The organism is Corallococcus terminator (genome assembly GCF_003611635.1).
Lineage (GTDB): Bacteria > Myxococcota > Myxococcia > Myxococcales > Myxococcaceae > Corallococcus > Corallococcus terminator.
Genome location: NZ_RAVZ01000003.1, coordinates 25,159 through 48,144 on the forward strand (window position 1 = coordinate 25,159; position 22,986 = coordinate 48,144).

General features: G+C 68.4%; 15 protein-coding genes. 5 read left to right on the forward strand and 10 right to left on the reverse strand.

From position 1 onward, the window contains the following. Positions 1-93: 93 nt before the first annotated feature. Together D7V88_RS00820 and D7V88_RS00825 are read left to right on the forward strand one after the other, a co-directional pair. On the forward strand, positions 94-1,545 hold the full coding sequence (locus D7V88_RS00820) for an NAD(P)/FAD-dependent oxidoreductase (protein ID WP_120538660.1): 1,452 nt from the start codon (positions 94-96) through the stop codon (positions 1,543-1,545). 135 nt (positions 1,546-1,680) lie between these two features. Continuing rightward, entirely contained in the window at positions 1,681-2,103 is a 423-nt protein-coding gene (locus D7V88_RS00825; RefSeq protein ID WP_208726050.1) for a hypothetical protein, read from the forward strand. 24 nt (positions 2,104-2,127) lie between these two features. Here the strand turns inward: D7V88_RS00825 and D7V88_RS00830 are convergent, their stop codons facing one another. Together D7V88_RS00830 and D7V88_RS00835 are read right to left on the reverse strand one after the other, a co-directional pair. Then, positions 2,128-2,790 carry a LysM peptidoglycan-binding domain-containing protein gene (locus tag D7V88_RS00830; RefSeq protein WP_120538661.1) on the reverse strand — a complete coding sequence of 221 codons (663 nt, stop codon included), beginning with the start codon at positions 2,788-2,790 and terminating at the stop codon, positions 2,128-2,130. A gap of 124 nt (positions 2,791-2,914) precedes the next feature. Then, positions 2,915-3,751 carry an SDR family oxidoreductase gene (locus D7V88_RS00835; protein WP_120538662.1) on the reverse strand — a complete coding sequence of 279 codons (837 nt, stop codon included), beginning with the start codon at positions 3,749-3,751 and terminating at the stop codon, positions 2,915-2,917. 74 nt (positions 3,752-3,825) lie between these two features. On the opposite strand from D7V88_RS00835, the gene D7V88_RS00840 reads away from it, so the two are divergent. Next, entirely contained in the window at positions 3,826-4,719 is an 894-nt protein-coding gene (locus D7V88_RS00840; protein WP_120538663.1) for a LysR family transcriptional regulator, read from the forward strand. A gap of 29 nt (positions 4,720-4,748) precedes the next feature. Here D7V88_RS00840 and D7V88_RS00845 read toward each other — a convergent pair whose 3' ends face one another. Both D7V88_RS00845 and D7V88_RS00850 read right to left on the reverse strand, forming a co-directional pair. Next, the gene (locus D7V88_RS00845; protein ID WP_244237886.1) at positions 4,749-5,837 is read right to left on the reverse strand and encodes a hypothetical protein; all 1,089 of its coding nucleotides are present in this window, start codon (positions 5,835-5,837) and stop codon (positions 4,749-4,751) included. Positions 5,838-5,941: 104 nt separating this feature from the next. Next, complete coding sequence (locus D7V88_RS00850; RefSeq protein WP_120538665.1) at positions 5,942-7,927, reverse strand: fibronectin type III domain-containing protein; 1,986 nt, start codon at positions 7,925-7,927, stop codon at positions 5,942-5,944. A 142-nt stretch (positions 7,928-8,069) separates the two neighbouring features. Here D7V88_RS00850 and D7V88_RS00855 point away from each other — a divergent pair, with 142 nt between their 5' ends. Next, the gene (locus D7V88_RS00855) at positions 8,070-9,395 is read left to right on the forward strand and encodes a hypothetical protein (protein ID WP_120538666.1); all 1,326 of its coding nucleotides are present in this window, start codon (positions 8,070-8,072) and stop codon (positions 9,393-9,395) included. Between the two features lie 61 nt (positions 9,396-9,456). Here the strand turns inward: D7V88_RS00855 and D7V88_RS00860 are convergent, their stop codons facing one another. After that, positions 9,457-13,464 (reverse strand): hypothetical protein, encoded by a 4,008-nt coding sequence (locus D7V88_RS00860; protein ID WP_244237887.1) that lies wholly within the window; start codon positions 13,462-13,464, stop codon positions 9,457-9,459. A gap of 222 nt (positions 13,465-13,686) precedes the next feature. Here D7V88_RS00860 and roxA point away from each other — a divergent pair, with 222 nt between their 5' ends. Then, a complete protein-coding gene (gene roxA / locus D7V88_RS00865) occupies positions 13,687-15,708 on the forward strand; it encodes a rubber dioxygenase RoxA (RefSeq protein ID WP_120538668.1) in 2,022 nt (673 codons plus the stop codon). 73 nt (positions 15,709-15,781) lie between these two features. Here roxA and D7V88_RS00870 read toward each other — a convergent pair whose 3' ends face one another. The 5 genes from D7V88_RS00870 to D7V88_RS00890 are packed head-to-tail and all read right to left on the reverse strand — an operon-like array spanning position 15,782 to position 22,963. Continuing rightward, a complete protein-coding gene (locus D7V88_RS00870; protein WP_120538669.1) occupies positions 15,782-17,200 on the reverse strand; it encodes an aldehyde dehydrogenase family protein in 1,419 nt (472 codons plus the stop codon). Next, positions 17,188-19,365, reverse strand: coding sequence for a 3-hydroxyacyl-CoA dehydrogenase NAD-binding domain-containing protein (locus D7V88_RS00875; protein ID WP_120538670.1), 2,178 nt, complete (start codon positions 19,363-19,365; stop codon positions 17,188-17,190). Before D7V88_RS00875 ends, D7V88_RS00870 begins: the two co-directional genes overlap by 13 nt. A gap of 38 nt (positions 19,366-19,403) precedes the next feature. Further along, positions 19,404-20,615, reverse strand: a complete 1,212-nt coding sequence (locus D7V88_RS00880; RefSeq protein ID WP_120538671.1) for an acetyl-CoA C-acetyltransferase — start codon at positions 20,613-20,615, stop codon at positions 19,404-19,406. Between the two features lie 31 nt (positions 20,616-20,646). Beyond that, a complete protein-coding gene (locus D7V88_RS00885) occupies positions 20,647-21,795 on the reverse strand; it encodes an acyl-CoA dehydrogenase family protein (RefSeq protein WP_120538672.1) in 1,149 nt (382 codons plus the stop codon). 28 nt (positions 21,796-21,823) lie between these two features. Continuing rightward, positions 21,824-22,963 (reverse strand): acyl-CoA dehydrogenase family protein, encoded by a 1,140-nt coding sequence (locus tag D7V88_RS00890; protein ID WP_120538673.1) that lies wholly within the window; start codon positions 22,961-22,963, stop codon positions 21,824-21,826. Positions 22,964-22,986 lie beyond the last annotated feature (23 nt).

Genomic DNA, 22,986 nt, shown 5'->3' on the forward strand with positions numbered 1-22,986 from the left:
CGTGTCCGCGCCCCCCTGGCGGGCGCGGCGGGCCCCGGACCGGATGTCGTTGCAGTGTGGACCTCCCAGACCCGCCGAGAGGGCATCCAGCGAATGAGCACCTATGACGTCGTGGTGGCGGGAAATGGCGCGCTGGGTCTTGCGACCGCGCGTGCCCTGTCGCTCCAGGATCCGAACCTGCGCATCGCCGTGGTGGGCCCTGCGGGCAGGCCCGGTGGAGCCTCCGGCGCGGCCGGGGCGATGCTGGGCTGCTACGGCGAGGTGACGGCCCCGCTGCTGCGCACCGCGCCGGGCCGTGCGCGCCATGCCCAGGGCGTGCTCGCCTCTCGCCTCTGGCCCGAGTGGCTGGAGGGCTTGAACAGCGAGCTGCCCGTGGAGGACCACGTGCGGCTCGATGCCGGCACCATCGTGTTCAGCAACGCGAAGTCCGGCACCATCGAGGATGAGAACTACGCCGCCATCCAGCAGGCGGCGACGGCGGAGGGGGAGCCCTTCGAGGAGCTGGATCCAAACCATGTTCCCGGCCTGTACCCCGCGGAGGACTGCCGGCCGAAGCGGGCCCTGTTCCTGCCGCGCGAAGGGTCGGTGGACGCAAGCCGCCTGCTGCGGGGACTCACGCGGGTGCTTGAGCAGTCCGCGAAGGTTTCGCTCATCGACGGGGCGGTCAAGGCGCTCGACGTGAACGCGGGGCGAGTCACCGGCGTCCGGCTGGAGGATGGTCGGACGCTCGCGGCCGCCCAGGTCGTGCTCGCCATGGGCGTCGGGACGCAGGCCGTCCTCGACGAGCTTCCGGACCTGGCCCGCCGCATCCCGCGCATCTTCAGCGGAGGCGGGACGTCGCTGCTGCTCCAGGTGCCCAGGACCCAGCTCAAGCACGTGGTGCGGACGCCGAACCGCGCGTTCGCCTGCGGCCTCCACGGCATGCCCCGCGCGGGCAACCAGCTCTACTTCGGCGCGACGAACATCCTGATGGCGCGGCCCATGCTGCGCACCACGCCGGCCGACATGTTCTTCCTGCTCGAATGCGTCCTGGAGCAGATCGACCAGGACCTCTGCGCGGCGCAGCTCGTCGGCTGGCAGGCCGGCAACAGGCCCGTCACGGTGGACACGTGTCCCCTCATTGGCCCCACGTCCGTGGAAGGCCTGTGGTTGCTCACCGGCACGTACCGGGATGGCCTGTTCCAGTCGCCCCTGCTCGGCCAGCACCTGGCGCGGCGGATGCGAGGCGAGCCCGGGCTCGTCAACGAGGACTTCCTTCCGGAGCGCAAACCCATCTCACTCTACACGCTGCCGGAGGCGCGGGCGGAGGCGCTCAAACACTATCTGGCCATGGGCTGGGAGCATGGCATCCGCCTGCCCAAGGTCGGCTGGCACCGCTCCTTCCCCCGGTTCTACCAGCAGATGCTGGACTCGCTGTACGACGAGCTGGGGGAGGAGGAGTTCGTCCTGCCACCGGAGCTGCTGGCGATCGTCGACGGCAACCGCGCGGCGATGGTGCCGTTCTTCCGCAACTACTACGCGGAGGTCCGCAAGGCCTGGGCGTGACCCGCCTGCCTGCCTGCCCGTCTCCGGGCGCCATGACAGAACCATGACAATCACGTGGCGGCCCCATGGCCACCCGGAGACACCCCACCCGCTAGGTTGAGCACCGTCGCTGACCCCAGCCCCGGTGCCTCCACCATGCGTGTGCTGACCTCCGATCTCCTCGTGGCCGCAGTCACGGAACTCTCGAAGGGCTCAAGGCTTGTCCGGGCCAGGGACGTAGTCGCCTGGTGTGAGTACAACGGCGTGGACGCCCAGGGCGACGGGTTCAAGAACCAGGCGCTCTGGGAGGCGGACCACGACGAGGCCCGGGGCCGGCACCGGCTCCTGAAGTTCCGGAGCGGGGAGAGCCGTCAGTCCCGGATGGGATGGGCGCTCGTCGCTCACGGGGACCGGGCGCGTGAAGCCGCGGCGCACCTGGGGTGGGGCGAGCAGTGCTGGAACGGAGAGGCCTGGGACTGGCTCCGCGGAGGCCCGCCCGTTCCTACGCGACGCTACGGGGCGGCGGCCCATGAAGAGCAGGGCGGGTGCCCCACGACGGAGGGCACCTCGCCGGGTTGAGCCGCCTTCCCCGGGCGGTGGGCACTACACGATGGGCCGGAAGATCTTCAGCCCGGAGCGGCCACCGGCCCCGAGGGTGTTGCGCTCGATGAAGTCGCTCACGGAGGAGCGGCCGTCGCCGGTGGTGATGGCCGTGTGGCCGTAGATGCTGCCCAGGCGCGACGACGTCTTCTCCCAGGTGAGGACGAGGCCCGGGGTCTTCAGCGCCTCCGCGAGCGACATGTTGACCTGCTTGAACTTGTCGCGCGGCAGGTTGTTGTCAATCTGGTTGCCATTGCCCCAGACCTTGACGCCAAAGGCGTTCTGGATGGCCCGGCTCACGCCCGTGGCGCACAGGCCCTGGCTGTTGTAGCCGCCCATGCCCATCGCGGCCGCACGGCCCGCCGCCGCCAGCTTGCGCATCGCGGGCGTCGCGCCGCCCGAGTTTCCGGCGCCAGCGCTCGAATCCACCTTGCCGCCGCCGTTCGAACCGCTGGGCCGCCCCGCGCCGCTGGGGCGCTTCGTGCCGCCCTTGGCCGGCTGGAAGCTGTCGCTCCCGCTGTGGCCGGGAACGCGCAGGGACGCGCCCGCGTAGATGAGGTTCGGGTTGGCGATCTTGTTGGTGCGCGCCAGCGCGGAAACGCTGGTCTTGAAGCGAGCGGCGAGGGCCGAGAGGGTGTCGCCTTGACGAATGCGGTAGTTGGACATGCGGATCTCCTGGACCGATTGTCGAAACGACCTTTACGGAGTTGCGCGAGTTTCCCATGTTCTAGGAATCCGCTTGTCTTCCGTTGAGAGCGTTCTGGAGTGGATCCGCTGTGGCTGAAGAATGTCAGTCGCGGCGATAGCCGAAGTTCTTGCGCATCAGTGCGAGGTACTCGGCCTCGGAGGTTTCGCGGCGGGCCTTCACCAGCGCCTGGATTTGCGGCGTGGCGACGTAGCGGAGCTGATCCGTGCCGTCGGTCGCGGCGCCGAAGATGACCTCGGCCACATCGTCGGAGGTCGCGCCAGCGCGGGTGTTGCGCAGGCCCGCGAAGAGTTCCTCGGAGCGCGCGATGAACGGTGCGTAGTCCTCGATGCGCCCGGTCCGCGCCGCCTCGTTGCCGGTGCGCGAGACGAACTGGCTGTCGAGCACGCCGCCCGGTTCAATCAGCTTGACGGTGATGCCCAGCCCGACGAGCTCATAGCTCAGCGCTTCGGAGAAGCCCTCGACCGCGAACTTCGACGCGCAGTACAGCGAGCTCATGGGCAGGCCGAACACGCCCGCGCCCGACGTGATGTTGAGGATGACCCCCGACTTCTGGCGACGCATCTGGGGGAGCACGGCGCGCGTGACGTCCATCAGGCCGAAGAGGTTGACGTCGAACTGCTCCGCCACCTTCTCTCGCGGCGTGGCTTCGAACACGCCATACAGGCCGAAGCCCGCGTTGTTGATGAGCGCGTCGATGGCGCCGAACCGGGCGAGGCCCGCCTCGACGGCGGAGGTGATGCTCGCGCCCTCCTGGACATCGAGCCGGGTGACGAGCACGTTGTCGAGCGCCTGGAACTCTCGCTCCGCTTCGGGCGTGCGCAGGGTGGCGATGACGTTCCAGCCCGCGCGCGCGAAGCGGCGGACGGTGGCCCGGCCGAAGCCGGTGGAGCTGCCAGTGACAAGGACGGTCTGGGGCATGGTCTGTCTCTAGCAGCCGTGCTGTGGTGCGAGAACTGCACGAAGAGACATGCACTGATGCAAGGAATCGCACAATGAGTCAGCTCTCGGAGCTTCGCGCCTTCGTCTGCGTCGCGCGGCACCGCAACTTCCGGGCGGCGGCGGCCGAGCTGCGGATGTCCCCCTCGGCGCTGAGCCATGCCATCGCCACGCTCGAAGCGGAACTGGGCGTGCGCTTGTTCCATCGCACCACGCGCTCGGTCGCGCTCTCGGATGCGGGGGAGCACCTGCTCGCGCGCGTCACACCGGCGCTCGAACAACTGACCCAGGCGGTGGAGACCCTGGATGGCTTTCGTGCCACGCCTCGCGGCACGCTCCGGATCAACACGTCGCAGGTGGCGGCGCGCTGGGTGCTCATGCCGTACGTGCGCGAATACGTGAAGCGCTTCCCCGACGTCCAACTGGAGCTCGTCACCGAGGACCGGCTCGTGGACATCGTCGCGGACGGCTTCGACGCCGGGGTGCGCACCACCGACCTCGTGCCGCGCGACATGGTCGCGGTCGAGTGCAGCCCTCGCATCCGCTACGTCATCGCTGGCGCGCCGTCGTACTTCGCCCGTCGGCAGACGCCGAAGCGGCCGGACGACCTGCTCAAACACGAATGCATCCGCTTCCGCATGTCGAACGGCCGCGTGTACCGCTGGGACCTGGAGCGCCGGGGGAAGGTCCTGTCGCTGGAGGTCAACGGCCCGCTCACGGTCAGCAGTGACCAACTGGTGCACCAGGCCGCGCTCGACGGAATCGGCCTGGGCTACTTCAGTGAGTTCATGGTGGCGGAGGACCTGGCGGCGGGGCGCCTGGTGCGCGTGCTGGAAAGCTGGGTCCCCGAAGACGACGCGCTCAGCCTGTACTACCCGGGCCACCGACATGTGCCCGCGAGCCTGCGTGCGTTCGTCGACGTCATCAAGGAACTGCGCGGCCGTCGCTGAGCGTCGCGACGGCGCGCGCGAGGCGGCCCTCAGTTGATGGGGCAGCTTCCTCCCGAGCAGTAGAAGCAGGCGCTGGTGCAGTTGGAGCCGCTGCAAAGCGAGATGTCGGGGCCATGGCAGGACGGCGACGAGATGTCCGTCATCGTGTAGTCGGTGTAGATGTCGCCGCAGGCAATCACCCGATCATCGGTGCCGCCATGGGTCTCCACCGACAGGCTGTTGCCCACGTACGTCGCGCCGCTCGCGGGCTTGCCCGTCTTCCACTGGCCATAGCTCACGAAGTTGGCGGCGTTCCCGGGAACGATCTCCGACCCCAGCTTGACGTAGAGCATGCCGTTGAGCGGCACCTGGACGGTAGAGGTGCTGGCCGTGCCCCGCCTGTAGTTGAAGTCCACGGGCCCATTGCCGGTGCAGTTGGCGACACCGAAGTGGGCGAAGTGTCCCGGGTGATTGAAGTTGAGGTCACCCCAGTTCGTGGCGCGCAGGCGCACGACGGTCGCCTTTCCCTGGACGATGTCGCAGGAGCGAAGCTTGGGCTGGCACGTCCCCTTGTCATAGGCGCCGAGCGTGTAGTCGCAGCCGCTGGTGCAGTACGTATCAGTCGGACGGACGGTCCCGATGACCTCCTGGCTGGGGTCTCCGCAGGTGGCATCGTCATAGACGTTGCCGACCCAGTCGCGGAAGGATGCCGAACAGCTTGCCGCGAGGGACTGACCTCCGGAATCGCTGGTCATGGGCAGACTGGCGAGCGCGTCCGCGTTCTCCCGCTGGAGCTGCTCGCGCGTGTCGCGGTCCACCGCGAGGCGCGCGTTTCGCGTGAACGCCGCGGGCAGCTCCTGGTGGGCAGGGGCCACTGCCAGGAACACCTCCGCCGCCGTGTGTGATTTGAGGAAGCGGGGGGCGATGAGGGGGCGCGACGGATAGGTCGCCGCGACCGCCACATCCACCTCTCCCTCGTCATTCTCCAGGAACAGGACGTGATTGCCGGGTGCCCCACTGACCCGCGCGATTTCACGCGGGCCGGAGGAGGCGGTCGGTGCCGCGTGGACGGGGGACGCGCCAATGAGCCAGCCAGCGCCGACGAGTGCCAGGGCAAGGGAAGTCGAGGACGGTTTCACGGGGGGATGCTCCAGGGGGGACGGCGTTCATTCGCCGTTCCCCCCCGGAACGTGGGTGCCCGGTTTTTCTCCTCACCCCCGGATGCGATTTCCGGGGTGGGGCCCTACGGCGTGGTGGCGCGCGCGTCGTCGTAGGTCGCGACGCCAGTCGCGTAGAAGCCTACCTTGCCCGCACCCAGGCCCGTGTCCGTTCCCTGCACGCGCAGGACGCCATCCACGTAGCCCTGGAGGGATGTGCCCTGCACGACGAGCGTCAGCGTGTGGAACGCCGACGTGCTCGCGGTGAAGGGCACCGACTGCACGGTCTGGGTGGTGCCCACGACCTTCTTGTTCAGCACCAGGTTCCCGTTGTGCAGGATGAAGAAGTAGAAATTGTTCCCATCCACATACCGCGCGACGAGCCCGGTGCGCAGGCCCGTCGCGCCCGTCTTCACCCGGGCCGACCAGGTGTAGTTCGTCCACGTGGGCTGGCCCGCCGTGACGATGTACGTCGCGGACGAGGAGGACTGCTGCTTCGCCGCCTTCGTCCCGTCCGTGACGAGCGCCCAGCTCCCGTTGCCGCTGGCGTTCGTCCAACCCCCCGACGGGAAGCTGGTGGACGCTTCGAAGGTGTCCGACAGCAGCACGGTCCCGGAGGACGCCTGAGTCGTCACGCTCACCGTGTTGCTCGCGGAGGAGGTATTGCCGGCCGCGTCGTAGGCCCGGACGGTGTAGCTGTACGTCGTTGAAGGGCTCAGGCCCGTGTCACTGCAAGCGCGCGCCGACACCGTGCACACGACCGTGCTTCCACGGGACACCTTGTAGGACGTCACCCCGACGTTGTCCGTGCTCGCGCCCCAGGCCAGGTCCACGGTGCTGCTGGAGGACGCGGTCGCGGTCAGCCCTGCCGGCGCCGTGGGCGGGGTCGTGTCCTGGCCGCCGGTGCAGGGGGCGGTCGGCGTGCCCACCGAGCTGCTGCCCGTCACCGGCGTCGCCGTCGAATCGAACGTATTGCCGCAGAAGGTGTCCTGCGGCGCGCTGTTGTCGTTGCGGATGAAGGCGCCCGTCGCCTGCCGGAAGGTGTTGTTCCGGGCGGAGTTGCCACCCTTGTCGTAGGCGCCGGAGTCGGACTTCAGCTTGAGCGCGTAGCTGCGGCTGCCGGTGATGACGTTGGAGTCCAGCACGTTGTCGTGGCCCCGCAGCTCGATGAGGCTGCCGAGGAACTCCAGCGGCTCGTCGTTGTTGCGGCAGTCGTTCCTCGCGAACGTGTTGTCGTGCGCGTTCTCCTTCACGTTGAGGCACTCCGACCCGAACGTGTGGACGGTGTTGTCGTGGATGTCATTGAACGAGCTGGGATCGTTGGCATACATCGGCTGGTCGGTCGACTTGGGGCTGGTGCCAATGTAGACGCCCTCGCCGTTGTGGTACTTGTAGCTGTCCACGTCGTCGCCCTTGCCGTACATCCCGCACCACTGGATGACCGAGTTGGCGACTTCATTGTGGTGGGCGTTGCTGCGCATGCGGATGCACTCGCCGCCCGCCCCGTTGAGGAACATGTCGCGAATCACCACGCCCGTGATGTCGCGCGAGGTCTCCGACGAACCGATGTAGATGAGCCGCCCGTCGGCGATGAGCCCCTGGTTTGCGTCCTTGAAGCTCCGCACACTCGACAGCGCCGTGGGCCAGGTCGCGTTGACGAGCTTCTCCTGCCCATCAATCGTGAAGCCCTCCAGCACGTAGTGGCTGTGGTCGATGTTGAAGATGCGCCCCGTGCCGAACAGCACCGCCTTGTAGCGCCCCGAGCGCGCCTTGCCCGTCTCAGGCCCCTTGAGGGTGATGGGCGCGGACGCCGTGCCCGCCCGCTTCGTCACCGGCCGCTCGCGGTAGATGCCCGCGGCGAGCTGGATGGTCGTGCCCGCGGTCGCCTTGTCCAGGGCCGCCTGGAGCGTCTTCAGCGGGGCCGTGGCGCTGGTGCCGGCGTTCGAATCGGAGCCGCTGGGGCTGACGTAGAGCGGCGCGGCGCTGGCGGTGAGCGGCAGGGCCGTCAGCAGGGCCAGGAGCCGGGCAATGAGGTGGCGCGGAGGGAAACGGAGGGGAGGGGAGGGGCTCAAGAAAGTTCCTGGAGATGGGGGATGTCCTGCTTTCCTATTTTAGGCCCACGTTTCGGACAATTGAACGCGGGAAGTCCATGGCCAACGGATGTGTCACGGGACGCACGCGAGGTATCGCGAGGCGTGGTCTACCGGGGGCGACATGCCCTCTTCCCACGCGTCGCGGTACGCCCTGCTCGGTCTTCTTCTCGTGTTCATGTCCGCCTGTGGTGACGACCCGGAGCCGGGGACGGGCGGTCCTTCCGACGCGGGCACTTCCCGGCCGGACGCGGGCCTGCCTCCGCCCGAAGTCGTCGCGATTCCCCGGACGCAGGTGATGCTCGGAGGGCGCGAGTACCGCGCCTACCAGCGGCCGGGCGACACCTTCCGCATCGTCTGCGAGGAGCCCTGTCCCATCGAGGAGACGTACATCTTCGCGCGCTACGCGGGGTTCCTGGCGGTGAAGGAGGACCTGATCTCGGTGGCGGGGGTGGACGTTGCGCCGCGGATGGTGCCGGTGGACCTCCATCTGGCGGGCGACAGCCTCTGTGGTCCGAAGGGGGCCGCGTCCGGCAGTTCGTTCATGAACCAGACCGGGCTCGAACCGGGACCGGGTTCGAATGTCTGCCTCTGGGAACTGGAGGCTTCACGGGCGAAGCCGCCTGAAATCGCGCGGCCCCTGACGGTCGAGAACGCGGTGGCGCGCGAGAACCAGGTGCTGGTGGCGCACGAGTACGCGCACATCGTGCTCTTCCTGAGACAAGAGCTGTCTCATGAGTGGCTCGTGCGGGCCATCTCGTACCGGGTGGGCGGACAGGCGAGCAGTCTCTGTGATGACATCAACCAGCAGTTCGCCCCCACCGCCTGGGAGCTCTGCCAGCGCAACGGGCTGGATTACGCGCAACTGGCGGAGGGCCTGCGGAAGGTGGAGACGCTGTGGTCGACGGACGGGGGCACCGTGGAGCTTCACGCAGGCGTGCCGCGCGCCACGTCGGTGTACCAGTACCGGCGCACCCTGGATGGACTGGCGGGCGGTGACACGCTGGCCGCGTGCATCGCGGGCGGTGAGCTGAGACCGAACCAGTGCGGAGACGCGTCGCTGTTCACGCCCGCGGGGGGGACCGTGTCCATGTACGAGGGGAGGGTGCGGTGGGAACTGCCCGTCGGCGCGCTGCCGGCGGAGGTGCGGGTCGAACCGGGATCCTGGCGCCTCGGAATGGTTGTCCCGACGCAGTGGACCGCCTTCATGTTCGCGCACAACTACAGCTTCGAGCCCGCGTCCGGAGTGTTCAAGCAGCCGGCGCGGCTGACCCTGGCGTATGACCCGAAGCTCATTCCGGAGGGAGGCTCGGAGTCCTCGCTCACGCTGTACTGGAAGGCCGACGACGCACCGGCCCAGGCGGTCGCCGGGGCCGGGGTCGACATGGAGGCGAACACCGTCAGCGGGGTCGTCTCCAAGCTGGGGCGCTACATGGTCGCGCCCCGCTGAAACCGCCAGGCCCCCCTCACGGGCCGCGGGAGGCTGTCCCCCGCGGCCCAGGGGCCGTCACTCAGTGCGGGACGCTGAGCCGCAGGCGCAGCAGGGTGGGCTCCACCCAGGTGCTCGCCTCGGGACCACCGGCGGCGGCCTGACCATCCAGGGACGCGTCGATGGTGGCCTTCAACCGGTCGGCTCGCGACGTCACCGCCGGGTGCAGGTCCACCAGGAGGTTGTGGGTCGGCGGCGTGGTGGCGACGCTGAACAGCGCGTACATGTCCATCACGTCGTTCATCACCGTTGTCACCTCCACATCCTGGAGGGTGTCGTAGCCGGACATCACCCCGTCCTCTCCGTACAGCAACCCGCGCAGGTTCTCGTCGTGGTCCAGCGACAGGGGCAGCGCCAGCGCGACATAGGCCTGCCACAAGAGCCGCGTTCCCGTCATGCGCTTGGCCTGGAACTGCAACGCATCACCGCTCTGGTTCATCCGCGTGGCGATGGAGCCGTAGAACTGACGCTGCTGGTCTTTCAGCGCCTCCACCACCCGGGTGCGCACGGTGGCGCGGAACGGGTTGGCCGCGGGGACGAGGTAGTCGGACGACGCGATGTTGCCCTGGACGTAGCCCCAGCGCTCCACCATCGTTTCGTTGGAGTCCTCCGCCGAGTTCGGGTTGTACGTGGGCCGGTCCACCCCTCGCACCAGGACGACGAGATCGTAGCCGCCGGTGAAGATGTGGGCGAACACCCGTTCGGACTTCACCGTGTTCGTGGCGGTGTCCCAGTAGGTGTAGCGGACGTAGATGTTGGACTGCAGCCGGTACTTGCGTTCGTAGTAGCCGCCGAAGCCCGTGGGGACTTCCGAGAAGAGCTGCCAACTGCCCTCGCCGCACAAATCGACGGCGGCGCTGTCCACGTTCATGTTGTCCGCGATGAGCAGCGGGCGCAGCACGTCATGGTTCCAGCGGGCGGGGTTCACATACATCTCGTCCGGCGCCCCGTCCGCATTGTAGTCGCCCCAAACGCCACCCGCGCACGGCACGATGGGCTTGTCCCCCTGCTTGAGCACATGGGTCGCCGGCTCCTGCTCCGGAACGCCCCACAGGTCGATGCCGTGCAACCCCCGGTTGGGGTCGTTGCGCCAGGTGGTCTCCGCGTTCTCGATGAGCGTCTTCAGCAGGCTCCAGTCCGCCTGGTAGCGCGTGTGGAGTTCGGCGAACAGCGGCTTGCCAATGTTGCGCAGCGCCGTGTCCAACTGGGTGCCGGCGGTGATGAGGTTGCTGTGCCGGGTGGTGAGCATGGCGCCGCCGTGGCCCGGTTGCTCCTCGAAGAGCTGCGCGTAGGCCTCCGAGCCCGCCATCCAGTCCTTCGGGCTGGAGATGCGCTCGGCGTGCAGCATGCCCAGGCCCAGTTGGACGGGGAACTCGCGCAGGTAGTTGATGTTGTAGGTGAGCGGGTGCGAGGACAGCTCATCCGCGGGGCTGACGTCCGGGTTGGCGCCGCGCCCGTCGATGCCCGCGAGGATGGTGGAGAATCTCGCGTCCACCGCGCCCCACTTGGAGAACTGGTTCTCCGCGGGCACGAACTCCTCCTCATAGCGCATGGGGGTGGGGTGGCGTGAGTTCCAGCCCAGGTAGGACCACGCCGACAGTTCGAACGCGTCGTTCTTCGAATCGTTGAAGTATTCGTACATGCTCTGGTCCACGCGGCTCAGTCCCGCCTGCAGCGAGTGCAGCGACTGCTGGACCTCCTGCACGTTCTGGTTCACCAGGCCCAGGTTCCAGTCCACCAGCGCGAAGCGGTCTTGCATGTCCCGGTGGATGTCATTGAGCTTGTGGTCCACCCGGTCGAAGCGACTGACCATCCGTCCCTGCAGTTGTTCCACCAGTTGATGCAGCTTGCGGACCTCCAGGAGGATGGTCTGCTCGATGGGCGGCTCCGCCGGCTTGCCCAGCATCGAGAAGAGCTGGAAGGCGGCGCTGATAAGCTGTCCGGTGAACACCGCGCTGCTGATGATCTCGAAGCCCTTGGCGCCCAGGTCCAGGAGGCCGCTGACCTTCTCCGCGATCTTGACGGAGCTCTCCGCGTACTTCGACACCGCCTCCAGGGTGGTGTTCAACGCCGCGCTGAACCTCACCAGGTCATTGGCGAACTCCACCTCGCCGTCCCTCCGGAAGAGGTCCGCGACCAGCCCGAGTCCGCCGGTGACACCTTCACGCACGCCGTTGAGTTGACCCTTCAATTCCGTGCCCCGCACTCGCGCCGCGTCGATGGCCGTCCTCAGGGCGGTCTCCTCCGGCGTGGCGGTGGTCGTCGTCATCACGGCCTGCTCCCCGGTGCCGCCCGTCAGGGTCAGCGGGGTGGTGGGCTTCTTCAGCGCGATGGCGGCCCGGTACGCCTGCTCCGCCGTGTTCAGGGCATGGAGCATGTTGGAGTACTGCTGCACGGCATCCAGGCCCTGGGTGCTCGCGGTGGCCATGAAGGAGCGCGCATCGTTCTGCGTGGCGGCAAGGCTCCCGTCCGACGCGAGGCGGGGCAGGATGAAGCCCGCGAGGGGCCCCAAAGGATGCACCGCGAGCATCTGCGCGGCGTGGTGGGTGGTGTGGACGCCCATCGCGCTCCCGATGCCACCGCCATTCACGGCCGCCCCCAGCGCGGCGTTGCCCTGCGCCAGGTCGAACAGCTTGCCCCAGGTCTCCTCGGTGAAGGCCTCGGCCTCCGCGTAGCGCTCCACCTGGGAGTGGGCGGTGGCCAGCCCGCGCTCCAGGTCCAGGCCGTTGTGCATGCTGGCCAGCAGGGCGCGCGCGTGGGCACGCAGCGCCCGGCCGGGCGCCGTCGTGGTGGACATGGCCGGTTCGGCGCGGGCGAGCATGCGGAGCATCACCCGCATCAATGGACCGCTGCCGTCCTTCGCGGGGTCGAAGGGGTAGGCGTCCAGCGCGGTGGAGAGGGTGTTGATGCCCGCCGTCAGCTCGGCCTGCGTCAGCGACGGGTTGTCGCGGGCGAGGACGTACGCCGCGCCCGCCAGCAGGTGCAGCTTGGGCGCCTTCTTGTACATGGCCACCGTCGCGTACACGCGCCGGTCTACCTCCTGCCGGCTCAGCGAGAAGCCGTCGCGGCACTCCGAGCAGGTGATGGGCGCGTCATAGACGGGCGAGCCCAGGCTTCCGGATGCGGCCCATTGCGCCGTGGCCTGGGCCTGCACCTGCGCGACCGTGGAGCCGCCGGCGGCCTGCCCGTCCACGAAGCCCGCGCCACAGTCGGCGTCCGGCGCGGTGCCGTGGCTGGCGTCACGGCAGGCGTTGTAGAGGGGCGAGACACTGCCGGAGCCGCACGTGCCCACCATCGTTCCGCACAACTGGGCGTCGGTGACCCAGGCGCCATTCACCTGGCACGTCTGGGGATTCACGCACGCCGCCGTACACGCCGACGCCACGGTGCCGCACTGGGGCCCGGTGCCCGTCCCGACGACCGGGAAGTTGGCGAAGGTGATGTAGCAGGCTTCCGGGCCCACGCTCGCGGCGGCCTTCCGGGACGCACCGCCCCCGCGCACGGACTCCTCGCCGCCCGGCACCGGCAGGTTGCCGATGTACCAGAGCCAGGTGATGCCCTGTTGCTGCGCGGTGGGCACGTGCTGCCTCATGTAGCTGCGCGCCAGCGTGTCGCACGTGACGCCCGACAGGCTGTCGAAGGGCAGCACCGCGTCGTGGATCTGTCGCTGGTAGCCGAAGTCCTCGTGCTGGCACGAGGCGTAGGACGTACACGTCTTGGGGGCGGTGTCCTGGCCACACGCCGCGGAGGTCGTTCGCGCGTAGCACTCCAGGCTGTAGGTGAACTGGCTGGTGCAGATCCACTCACCGGACGCGATGTCGTCGGCGGTGCAGGACACGCCCTGCTCCACGTCGCGAAGGGCCACGGGCGCTTCGGTGGGCTCCGCGACGGGCACGGCTTCGCCGCATCCCCAGAGCCCCAACGCGGCCACCACGCCCTGGAGCCAGCGCGGACGCCAGCCTTCCGTGAGCACAGGCGCCCCCGGTGGGCGCACTCCTCCCAACAATGACGGTTCTCGAGACATCTGCATGGTGGGCCTTCCCCTCGTAAGGACGCGCGACGCGGTCCGGGTCGACGGTGGTCGCCCGGGATCGATACGGGGGGAATGCGCGGTCCTGGTTCAGTCTCCGACAAATAAAGACGCGACCGGGCGCCGAGGCCGTGCTGACGCACTGCGTATTGTGGCCCCCCTGCCCGAGGCCTAAACAAGACGCTGTTGTCAAAGTGCCAATAAGCGATGGAGGCCGCGCCAATGAGATTGAGATGGAGCCGTGAGTGGGCGTTATCGAGTTCCCTGATGCTCACCCTGGTGGTGTCCAGGGCGAGCGCGGACCCCCTGCCGTTGCTGGAGACGACAAGCCTTCGCTCGCCGTTTTCGGCGGCCTGTGCGGGCAAGCCGGATGCGACACCGCTGCCGGTGGACCCGCGCACCCTGGTCGTGCCGGGCGTCAACAAGCCGGGGGCGGCGGTGCAGTTCAATGCCTTCTGGGTGGACCTGCACACGCCGCCCGCGCCGTTCGTGTCGAACCTGGCCCCGAACCCGCAGACCTGCGGCGAGTTCCGCGCGAGCGTCAACCGGGGGCGTTCGAACATCTCGACGAAGGGCTACTTCCAGCCGTTCAGCAACTCGCTGGCCTATTACAACATGTACATGCTCTGGGGGTACCTCATCCGCCCCAGCGACTTCGACGAGCAGATCATCAATCGCTACGGGCTCACGAAGGCCCCCTTTCGCAATCCCTACCCGCTGCCGTGGGAGAACCCCAACCTCACGCAGGGCGGCAGCGGCCAACTGCCCCTGGGGCTCGTGCAGGAGAAGGACGCGAACGGGCGCTACACGGGCAACATCGGCTCCAGTTGCTCGGGGTGCCATGACTCGCGGCTGGGGACGGAACAGGAAGCCGGCTTCACGTGGGGCCGCTCCAGCGACGCCTCCGACTCCGGGTTGATCCAATCCGACCTCTTCCGCTCCACGGGCGTGGGCAACGTGCTCCAGCTCGCGCCCGTGCCCTGGAGCGTGGGCCGGGGTTCCAGCGATGCCATTGGCATCGTGGACCTGCTGCCCGCGCTCTTCGACATGGACTCGCTGGCGCTCGCGCCCAGCCTGCTTGAATACTTCCCCACCCATGCGGGTGGCATGTCCCGCGCGCCCAACTGGTGGCAGCGCGCCTTCAAGACGCGGCAGTTCTGGGACGGGGCGCTCACGTCGGACAACGTCCGTTCGGAGATGGCCTTCGGTGTCGCGAACCTGGGGCTGTCGCCCGCGCAGCGGCGGGGGCTGACCGCCGAGTTCGAGGACAATGACAACTTCTTCATCTCGCTCTCCCCGCCGCCCTATCCCACGACCATCAACACCGCGCTCGCGGAGCAGGGCGCGGTGCTCTTCCACGAGCGCGACCTCTGGGCGAATGGTGCCAACGCCAACATCCCCAAGGCCGCGGGCAACGGCTCCTGTGCCAGTTGCCACGGCGTCTATTCGCCACGGTACGCGGCGAATCCGGCCTACCTGCCGGACCCGCGTCTCAAGGGCGTCGCGGGCGTCGTCACGCCCATTGAAACCATCCGGACGGACCCGGCGCGCAAGGAGTTGATGGCGGACGAGCGCAAGCGCAGGGCCTGGAACACGTCCATCCTGGCCTACAACGACCAGGCGCCCAACCACGGCCCCTTCTACGACGACCTCATCATGAGCGCGCTGCGCCGCGTGCCGCGCAGCGCCTACGACAACAGCAAAGGGCCGGTGTACTCCCCCGAGGGGCCGAACATCTGGCTCAAGCCGTTTGGCTACATCGCGCCGCCGCTCTACGGCGCCTGGGCCTCCGCTCCCTTCTTCCACAACGGCAGCGTGCCCACCCTCTGGGACGTGCTGAAGCCGTCGGACCGCCCCAAGGTGTGGAAGCGCAAGCAGACCGCCGCCAACGTGCTGGGCAGCAACGCGGGCTACGACATGAGCTATTCGGCCTATGACTTCGCGAAGCTGGGCTGGAAGGTGACGGCGCTGGCCTGCGGCGATGTGCCGTCCCGCGACCCGTTCATCCCGTGCAGCCAGGAGATGGCGACGCCGGACATCGTCTTCGCGAACATCGCCAACCTGGTTGCCAACTACAACTCGCTGGCCTACCAGTCTCCGCCTCCCATCACCCAGAAGCAGATCCGTTCGCGAATGATCTTCAATTCGCACCTCTACGGACTGGGCAACGAGGGCCATGACTTCACCCAGTCGCTCACCGACAGCGAGCGCTGGGCCGTCATCGAATACATGAAGACGCTGTAGCCCCCCAGCAACGCGCAAAAAAAGGCAGGTGGCGCCGGGGACGGAACCCGGCGCCACCTGCCTTCAAGCCGTTCTACAGGAAGCGCTTGAACAGCCCGAGCTTCCCGGCATAGGGCGGGTAGCGCAGCTTCATGTCGAGCGCGAAGGGCCGCTTCACCACGCTCTTCTTGTGGCTGAAGGCGTCGAAGCTGGACCGGCCGTGGTAGCCGCCGCTTCCGGACTCGCCCACGCCGCCAAACGGCAGCCCTTCCGCGGCGAAGTGGACGCAGACGTCGTTGGTGACCGCGCCGCCGCTGGAGGTCTCCGCGAGGACGCGCTCGTTCACCGCCGCGTCCTTCGCGAAGCTGTAGAGGGCGAGCGGCTTCGGACGGGAGCGCACGAAGCGGATGGCCTCGTCGATGTTCGGGCAGTCGACGAGCGGGAGCAGGGGCCCGAAGATCTCCTCCTGCATCAGCGCACTGGACAGGGGCGCATCCGTGATGACGGTGGGCGCGAAGTAGCGGCTGGGCGCGTCGCGCTCGCCGCCGAAGGCGACCTGTCCGTCGGCCGCGAGCGCGCTGATGCGCTCGAAGTGACGGGCGTTGATGATGCGGCCGTAGTCGCTGCTCTCGCGGGCATCCGCGCCGTAGAAGCTCTTGACGGCCTGCTGCACCAGGTCGGCGAAGCGGCTCTTCAGGTCCGGGGGGATGAGCACGTAGTCCGGCGCGATGCAGGTCTGCCCGGCGTTGACGTACTTGCCCCAGGCGATGCGGCGCGCGGTGACTTCCAGGTCCGCGCTCCGGTCGATGATGCAGGGGCTCTTGCCCCCCAGCTCCAGCACGGTGGGCGTGAGGTGCCGGGCCGCGGCCTGGGCCACGATGCGTCCCACGCCGGGGCCCCCGGTGAAGAAGATGAGGTCCCAGCGCTCTTCCAGGAGCAGGCGGCTCTCCTCCGCCGCACCCTCCACCACGGCGACGACCTCCGGCGCAAAGGCCTGGGTCAGCATCCGCGCGAGGACACGCGAGGTCGCGGGGGCGTGCTCACTGGGCTTCAACACGGCGGTGCAGCCCGCGGCGAGCGCCCCGATGAGCGGTGCGATGGACAACTGGTAGGGGTAGTTCCAGGGCGCGATGATGAGTGTGACGCCCAGCGGATCCGCGTACTGGTAGGCCCGCGCCGGCTGGATGACGAGCGGGGCGGAACCCCGCCGGGGCTCCATCCACGCCTTCACCTGCTTGAGCGCGTTTTTTATCTCCCCATAGATGCTGCCGACCTCGGTGAGGTAGGCCTCCTCCGGGCTCTTCGACAGGTCGGAGCGGAGGGCGTCGAGGATGTCCGCCTCGTGCTGGCGCGCCGCCCGGTCCAGCGCCCGCAACTGCTCCCGCCGCCATTCCAGCGGGAGCGTGGCGCGGGTCTCGAAGTACGCACGCTGGCGCGCGACGAGCGCCTGCGCATCGAGCGAAGGCCCTGCCTGGGGCCCCTGCCTGTCGAGGGCGGCGGCTACGGTAGGCATTGGCCCTTCTCCGCCTTCTCGACGAGGGACGCGGGCGGCAGGAAGTGCTTGCCGTAGCGCTCCGCGAGCTGGCGCGCGCGGCTGACGAAGCCGCGCGTCCCCGTGCCGGTGGGCCCTTCGTAGCCATTGATGTACTGCACCACGCCGCCCGTCCAGGCCGGGAAGCCGATGCCGAGGATGGAGCCCACGTTCGCGTCGGCGGCGGAGCGCAGGACGCCCTCGTCGAAGCAGCGCACCGTGTCGATGGCCTCCGCGAACAGCATCCGCTCCTTCATGTCCTCGAAGGGGATGGTGTGTCCGGCCTTCGTGTAGTGCTGGGTGAGCCCCGGCCAGAGGTTCGTGCGCTTGCCGTCCACGTAGTCGTAGAAGCCGCCCCCGGTGGAGCGGCCCTTGCGCTGGTGCTGGTCGATCATCGCGTCCATCACCGCGTAGCTGCCGTGGACGTCCCACGTCTTGCCCTCGGCCTCGACGGCGGCCTGGGTCTCCTTGCGGATCTTCCGGGGCAGGGTGAGCGTCAATTCGTCCACCAACTGGAGCGGGGCGGCGGGGTAGCCCGCCTGGAGTCCCGCCTGTTCGATGGACGCGGGGGAGATGCCCTCGCCCACCATGGCGATGGCCTCGTTGAGGAACGTGCCAATCACGCGGCTGGTGAAGAAGCCCCGGCTGTCGTTGACGACGATGGGCGTCTTGCCAATCTGCACCGCGATGTCGATGGCCTTCGCGAGCGCGGCGTCACTCGTCTGCTTGCCTGCGATGAGCTCCAGGAGCGGCATCTTGTCCACGGGGGAGAAGAAGTGCATGCCCACGAAGTCGGGCGGCCGCGTCACGCCTTCGGCGAGCAGGGTGATGGGCAGGGTGGAGGTGTTGGACGCGAGCAGCGCGTCCGGGGCCACCACGCCCTGAATCTCCTGGAACACCTTGTGCTTGAGCTTCACATCCTCGAACACGGCTTCGATGACCAGGTCACAGCCCGCGAGCGCGGCGGGGTCCGCGGCGGGGGTGATGCGCGCGAGCAGCGCTTCGCCCTTCTCCTTCGTGGAGGAGCCCTTCTGGATGGCCTTCTCCACCAGCTTCGCGGAGTACTGCTTGCCCTTCTCCGCGGACTCGAGGCTCACGTCCTTGAGCACCACGTCGATGCCGGCCTTGGCGCAGACGTACGCGATGCCCGCGCCCATCATCCCGGCGCCCAGCACGCCGACCTTCTTCGCGGTGTGCTGCGGGAAGCCCTTGGGACGGCCGCCGCCGGAGTTGATGTGCTGCATGTCGAAGAAGAACGCCTGCATCATGTTCTTCGCGACCTGGCCCACGGCCAGCTCGGTGAAGTAGCGCGACTCGATGGTGAACGCGGTGTCGATGTCCACCTGCGTGCTTTCGACGGCCACCGCCATGATGGCGCGCGGCGCCGGCATGTTCGCGCCCTTGAGCTGCTTGCGCAGGTTGGCGGGGAACGCGGGCAGGTTCGCCGCGAGCGCCGGGGTGGACGGGGTGCCGCCCGGAATCTTGTAGCCCTTCTGGTCCCACGGCTGCTGCGCCTTCGGGTTCGCCTTCACCCAGGCCTTGGCCGCGGGCAGCAGCGCGTCCACGGACTCCACCACGTCGTGCACGAGGCCCAGCTCCTTCGCCTCCTGCGGGCGGTAGCGCTGGCCCTGGAGCAGCACCTTCATCAGCGCGTCCACGATGCCCAGCATGCGCACCGTGCGCACCACGCCGCCGCCGCCGGGCAGGAGCCCGAGCGTGACCTCCGGCAGGCCGACCTGCGCGCCTTTTACGTCCGCGATGATGCGCCGGTGACAGGCCAGCGCGATCTCCAGCCCGCCTCCCAGCGCCGCGCCGTTGAGCGCCGCGACCACGGGCCTGCCGAAGGTCTCCAGCGTGCGCAACTGCGACTTGATCTCCTCGCCCAGCTCGAAGACCTGCTTCGCCTCGTCCTTCTTCACGCGGCGCAGGTCGTTGAGGTCCCCGCCCGCGAAGAAGGTCTTCTTCGCGGAGGTGAGGACGACGCCGGTGATGCTGTCCTTCTCCTGGACCAGCCGGTCCACCGCCGCGCGCATGGACTTCACATACGCGGCGTTCATGGTGTTGGCGGACTGGCTCGGGTCATCCAACGTCAAGACCACGATGCCGTCGGCGTCCTTGTCCCAGTGCAGGGTGTTCTGTTCGCTCATGGGTTCGCTCGAATGTTGTCGAAAGGAAGGGGAGGGGTTCAGACGCGTTCGACGAGGGTGGCCACACCCATTCCGCCGCCCACGCACAGGGTGACGACCGCGCGGCGAGCCTTGCGCCGCTCCAGTTCGTCCACCACGATTCCGAGGATCATCGCGCCGGTGGCACCCAGCGGGTGGCCCATGGCGATGGAGCCGCCGTTGACGTTGAGCTTCTCGTCCGGGATGCCCAGGTCCTTCTGGTACTTGAGGACCACGGAGGCGAAGGCTTCGTTGAGCTCGAAGAGGTCGATGTCCTTCACCGTGAGGCCGGCGATGTCGAGCAGCTTCTTGGTGGCCGGGATGGGGCCGGTGAGCATGATGGTGGGGTCCGAACCGGACGTGGCCACAGCGGCGATGCGGGCGCGGGGCGTGAGGCCCAGCGCCTTGCCGACCCGCTCCGAACCCACCAGCACGAGCGCCGCGCCGTCCACGATGCCGGAGGAGTTGCCCGGCGTGTGCACGTGGTTGATTCTCTCCACGGAGTGGTACTTCTGCAGCGCCACCGCGTCGAAGCCGCCGGCCTCGCCCATCACGCTGAAGGACGGGTTGAGCTGCCCCAGCGAGGCCACGGTGGAGTCCGGGCGCATGTGTTCGTCACGGTCCAGCACGGTGAGGCCGTTCTGGTCCAGCACCGGGACGACGGACTTCTTGAAATAGCCACCCGCCCAGGCCTTGGCCGCCAGCACCTGGGAGCGCGCGGCGTAGGCGTCCACGTGCTCGCGGGTGAAGCCCTCCATCGTCGCGATGAGGTCCGCGGAGATGCCCTGGGGCACGAAGTAGGTGTCGTAGTTGGTGGCGGGGTCCAGGGCCCAGGCGCCGCCGTCGGAGCCCATGGGCACGCGCGACATGCTCTCCACGCCGCCCGCGATGACCAGGTGCTCCCAGCCGGAGCGCACCTGCTGGGCGGCCAGGTTCACGGCGGTGAGGCCGGAGGCACAGAAGCGGTTGAGCTGCACGCCGCCGGTGGTCTCCGGCAGGCCCGCCGCCAGCACCAGGGTCCGCGCGATGTCCGCGCCCTGGTCGCCCACGGGGGAGACGACGCCGAGCACCACGTCGTCGATGTGCTGGGGATCCAGGTTCGGGTTGCGCTGCTTGAGCGCGTCCACCAGCCCGATGAGCAGCGACACCGGCTTGGTGCCGTGCAGCGCGCCCTTCTTGCCCTTGCCGCGAGGGGTACGGACGGCGTCGAAGATGAATGCTTCCTGGCTCACTCGGAGCCTCCTTGGGAGACGGGGGATGGGGCTACAGGGAACGTGCGACGAGTTCTTTCATGACCTCGTTCGCGCCCGCGAGGATCCGCAACACGCGGGTGTCCGCGAACAGGTGGGCGATGGGGTACTCCTTCATGTAACCGTACCCTCCAAACAGTTGAAGACAACGGTCCGCGACGATGCAGGACTGGTCCGTCACCCAGTATTTCGCCATGGCGGCCGTCGTCACGTCGAGCCTGCCCTCAAGATGGGAGGTGATGCAGTCGTCGATGAAGGTGCGACAGACGCGCCCCAGGGTCGCGCACTCCGCCAGCTCGAAGCGCGTGTTCTGAAGGGCGAAGAGCGGCTTGCCGAAGGCATGGCGCTGCTTGGTGTACTCGACCGTCACCTCCACGGCACGCTCCAGGCTGGCCATGGCGATGAGCGCCGTGCTCAGCCGCTCCTGGGGGAGCTGGCTCATCAACTGCCCGAAGCCCTTGCCCTCCTCGCCGCCCAGCAGGTTGACCGCGGGGACCTTCAAGTCGTCGAAGAAGAGCTCGGTGGTGTCCTGTCCCTTGCCCCCCAGCTTGTCGAGGATGCGGCCCCGTTGGAAGCCGGGCGTCGAATCAGACACCTCCGCGCACACCAGGGAGATGCCCGCGTGGCCCTTCTCGTCGCCGGTCCTGACGACGATGATGATGAAGTCGCACACGTGGCCGTTGGAGATGAACGTCTTGGAGCCGCTCACCCGGTAGAAGTCACCGTCACGCACCGCGCGGGTGGTGATGGCCTGGAGGTCGGAGCCCGTCCCCGGCTCGGTCATGGCGATGGCGCCCACCCATTCCCCGCTGGCCAGCCGGGGCAGCCACTTCTGCTTCTGGGCCTCCGACGCGTAGGCGAGCAGGTAGTGCGCGACGATGGTGCAGTGCACCGCGAAGCCCATGGACGGGTCCCCGGCGCGCACCTGCTCCTCGATGAGGACGGCCTCGTGCGCGAACGTGCCCCCGCCGCCGCCGTAGGCCTCCGGGATGGACATGCACAACAGGCCCAGCTCACCGGCCCTGCGGTAGAGCGCCTTGTCCGGATACCCCTGGGCCACGTGCTTGGGCACGTTGGGGATGACCTCCTTCGTGAAGTAGGTGGCCGCCAGTCCGCGCACCTGTTCGAGTTCGTCCGAGCTCCACCGGGGCCGTGTCGTCATGTCTGTCTCCCTGCGCTCATGTTGCGCCCTAGAGTCCGAACGTCTTGCCAATGATGTCGCGCTGGATCTCGCTCGTGCCGCCGTAGACGGTGGAGATGACCGTGGCGCGCAGGTGCGACTCCATGTCGTATTCGGTCGCGTAGCCGTAGCCGCCCAGCATCTGCATGCCTTCGAGCGCCACGCGCTTGGCCGTCTCCGTCGTCTTCAGCTTCGCCATCGAGGCCTCGCGGGGGAGGGTCCGCTCCGGGGCCTCGTCCGCCATGGCGGCCACTCGGTAGATGAGCAGCTCGCAGCAATCCAGTTCGGTGGCGAGGTCCGCGATCCGGTGTTTGATCGCCTGGAACGAACCGACGGGCTTGCCGAATTGCTTGCGCTCCTTCACGTAGGCGAGGGCGTCGTCGAACGCGCGACGACCGCGGCCGAGCATGGACGCGGCGAGGATGAGCCGCTCGCTGTTGAGGCCCGACATCAACTGCGGCCACGCCCGGTCCACGATGCCGACCACGGAGTTCTCCGGCACGAAGCAGTCGGTGAAGAAGACGTCGTTGACCTCCTTGCCGCCCAGGGTGGGGATGCCGCGAATCTCCATTCCCGGTGTGCCCGCGGGGACGCAGAACATGGTGAGCCCCTCGTGTCGGGAGCTCAGGGCGTTCGTGCGCGCCACGAGCAGCAGGTGGTCCGCGAAGTGCGCGTTGGAGCACCAGGTCTTCTGCCCGTTGATGACGAAGCCCCCGTGGACCCGGGTCGCGCGGCAGGTGATGGCGGCGGCGTCCGAACCGGCTCCGGGTTCGGAGATGGAGATGGCCTCCACGCGGCCCCGGGAGATGCCTCCGAGGACCGCCTCGCGCTGGGCCTCGGTGCCGAACTTGGCGTAGGGGCCTGCGGCGACCGCGGTGGTGATGTAGCCGCCCACGGGGGCGAGCCCGTAGGAGGTCCGCTCCGCGAACAGGCAGATGTCGGACATGCCGCCGCCGGAGCCGCCGTGCTCGATGGGCAGCCCCACGCCGAGCCAGCCGAGCTCCGCCATCTGGGCGTAGAGGGTGGGGCTGTGCGCCTCCGTGCCGTTGTGGGTCAGGGCGTCCCGCTGCGCGCGCGTCCCGGTCCTGTCGCGGCAGAACGCATCGATGGCGTCAGCGAACGCTGCTTGCTCCGGTGTTCTCACATGCATGGGGTTCTCTGGAGGAGGTGGGG

Bases quoted from the DNA above. Each gene is read 5' to 3' on its own strand.
- D7V88_RS00840 (WP_120538663.1), top strand. From the start codon at position 3,826: ATGAGTCAGCTCTCGGAGCTTCGCGCCTTCGTCTGCGTCGCGCGGCAC.
- D7V88_RS00870 (WP_120538669.1), bottom strand. From the start codon at position 17,200: ATGCCTACCGTAGCCGCCGCCCTCGACAGGCAGGGGCCCCAGGCAGGG.
- D7V88_RS00860 (WP_244237887.1), bottom strand. From the start codon at position 13,464: ATGCAGATGTCTCGAGAACCGTCATTGTTGGGAGGAGTGCGCCCACCG.
- D7V88_RS00890 (WP_120538673.1), bottom strand. From the start codon at position 22,963: ATGCATGTGAGAACACCGGAGCAAGCAGCGTTCGCTGACGCCATCGAT.
- D7V88_RS00825 (WP_208726050.1), top strand. From the start codon at position 1,681: ATGCGTGTGCTGACCTCCGATCTCCTCGTGGCCGCAGTCACGGAACTC.
- roxA (WP_120538668.1), top strand. From the start codon at position 13,687: ATGAGATTGAGATGGAGCCGTGAGTGGGCGTTATCGAGTTCCCTGATG.
- D7V88_RS00835 (WP_120538662.1), bottom strand. From the start codon at position 3,751: ATGCCCCAGACCGTCCTTGTCACTGGCAGCTCCACCGGCTTCGGCCGG.
- D7V88_RS00830 (WP_120538661.1), bottom strand. From the start codon at position 2,790: ATGTCCAACTACCGCATTCGTCAAGGCGACACCCTCTCGGCCCTCGCC.
- D7V88_RS00885 (WP_120538672.1), bottom strand. From the start codon at position 21,795: ATGACGACACGGCCCCGGTGGAGCTCGGACGAACTCGAACAGGTGCGC.
- D7V88_RS00875 (WP_120538670.1), bottom strand. From the start codon at position 19,365: ATGAGCGAACAGAACACCCTGCACTGGGACAAGGACGCCGACGGCATC.
- D7V88_RS00820 (WP_120538660.1), top strand. From the start codon at position 94: ATGAGCACCTATGACGTCGTGGTGGCGGGAAATGGCGCGCTGGGTCTT.
- D7V88_RS00855 (WP_120538666.1), top strand. From the start codon at position 8,070: ATGCCCTCTTCCCACGCGTCGCGGTACGCCCTGCTCGGTCTTCTTCTC.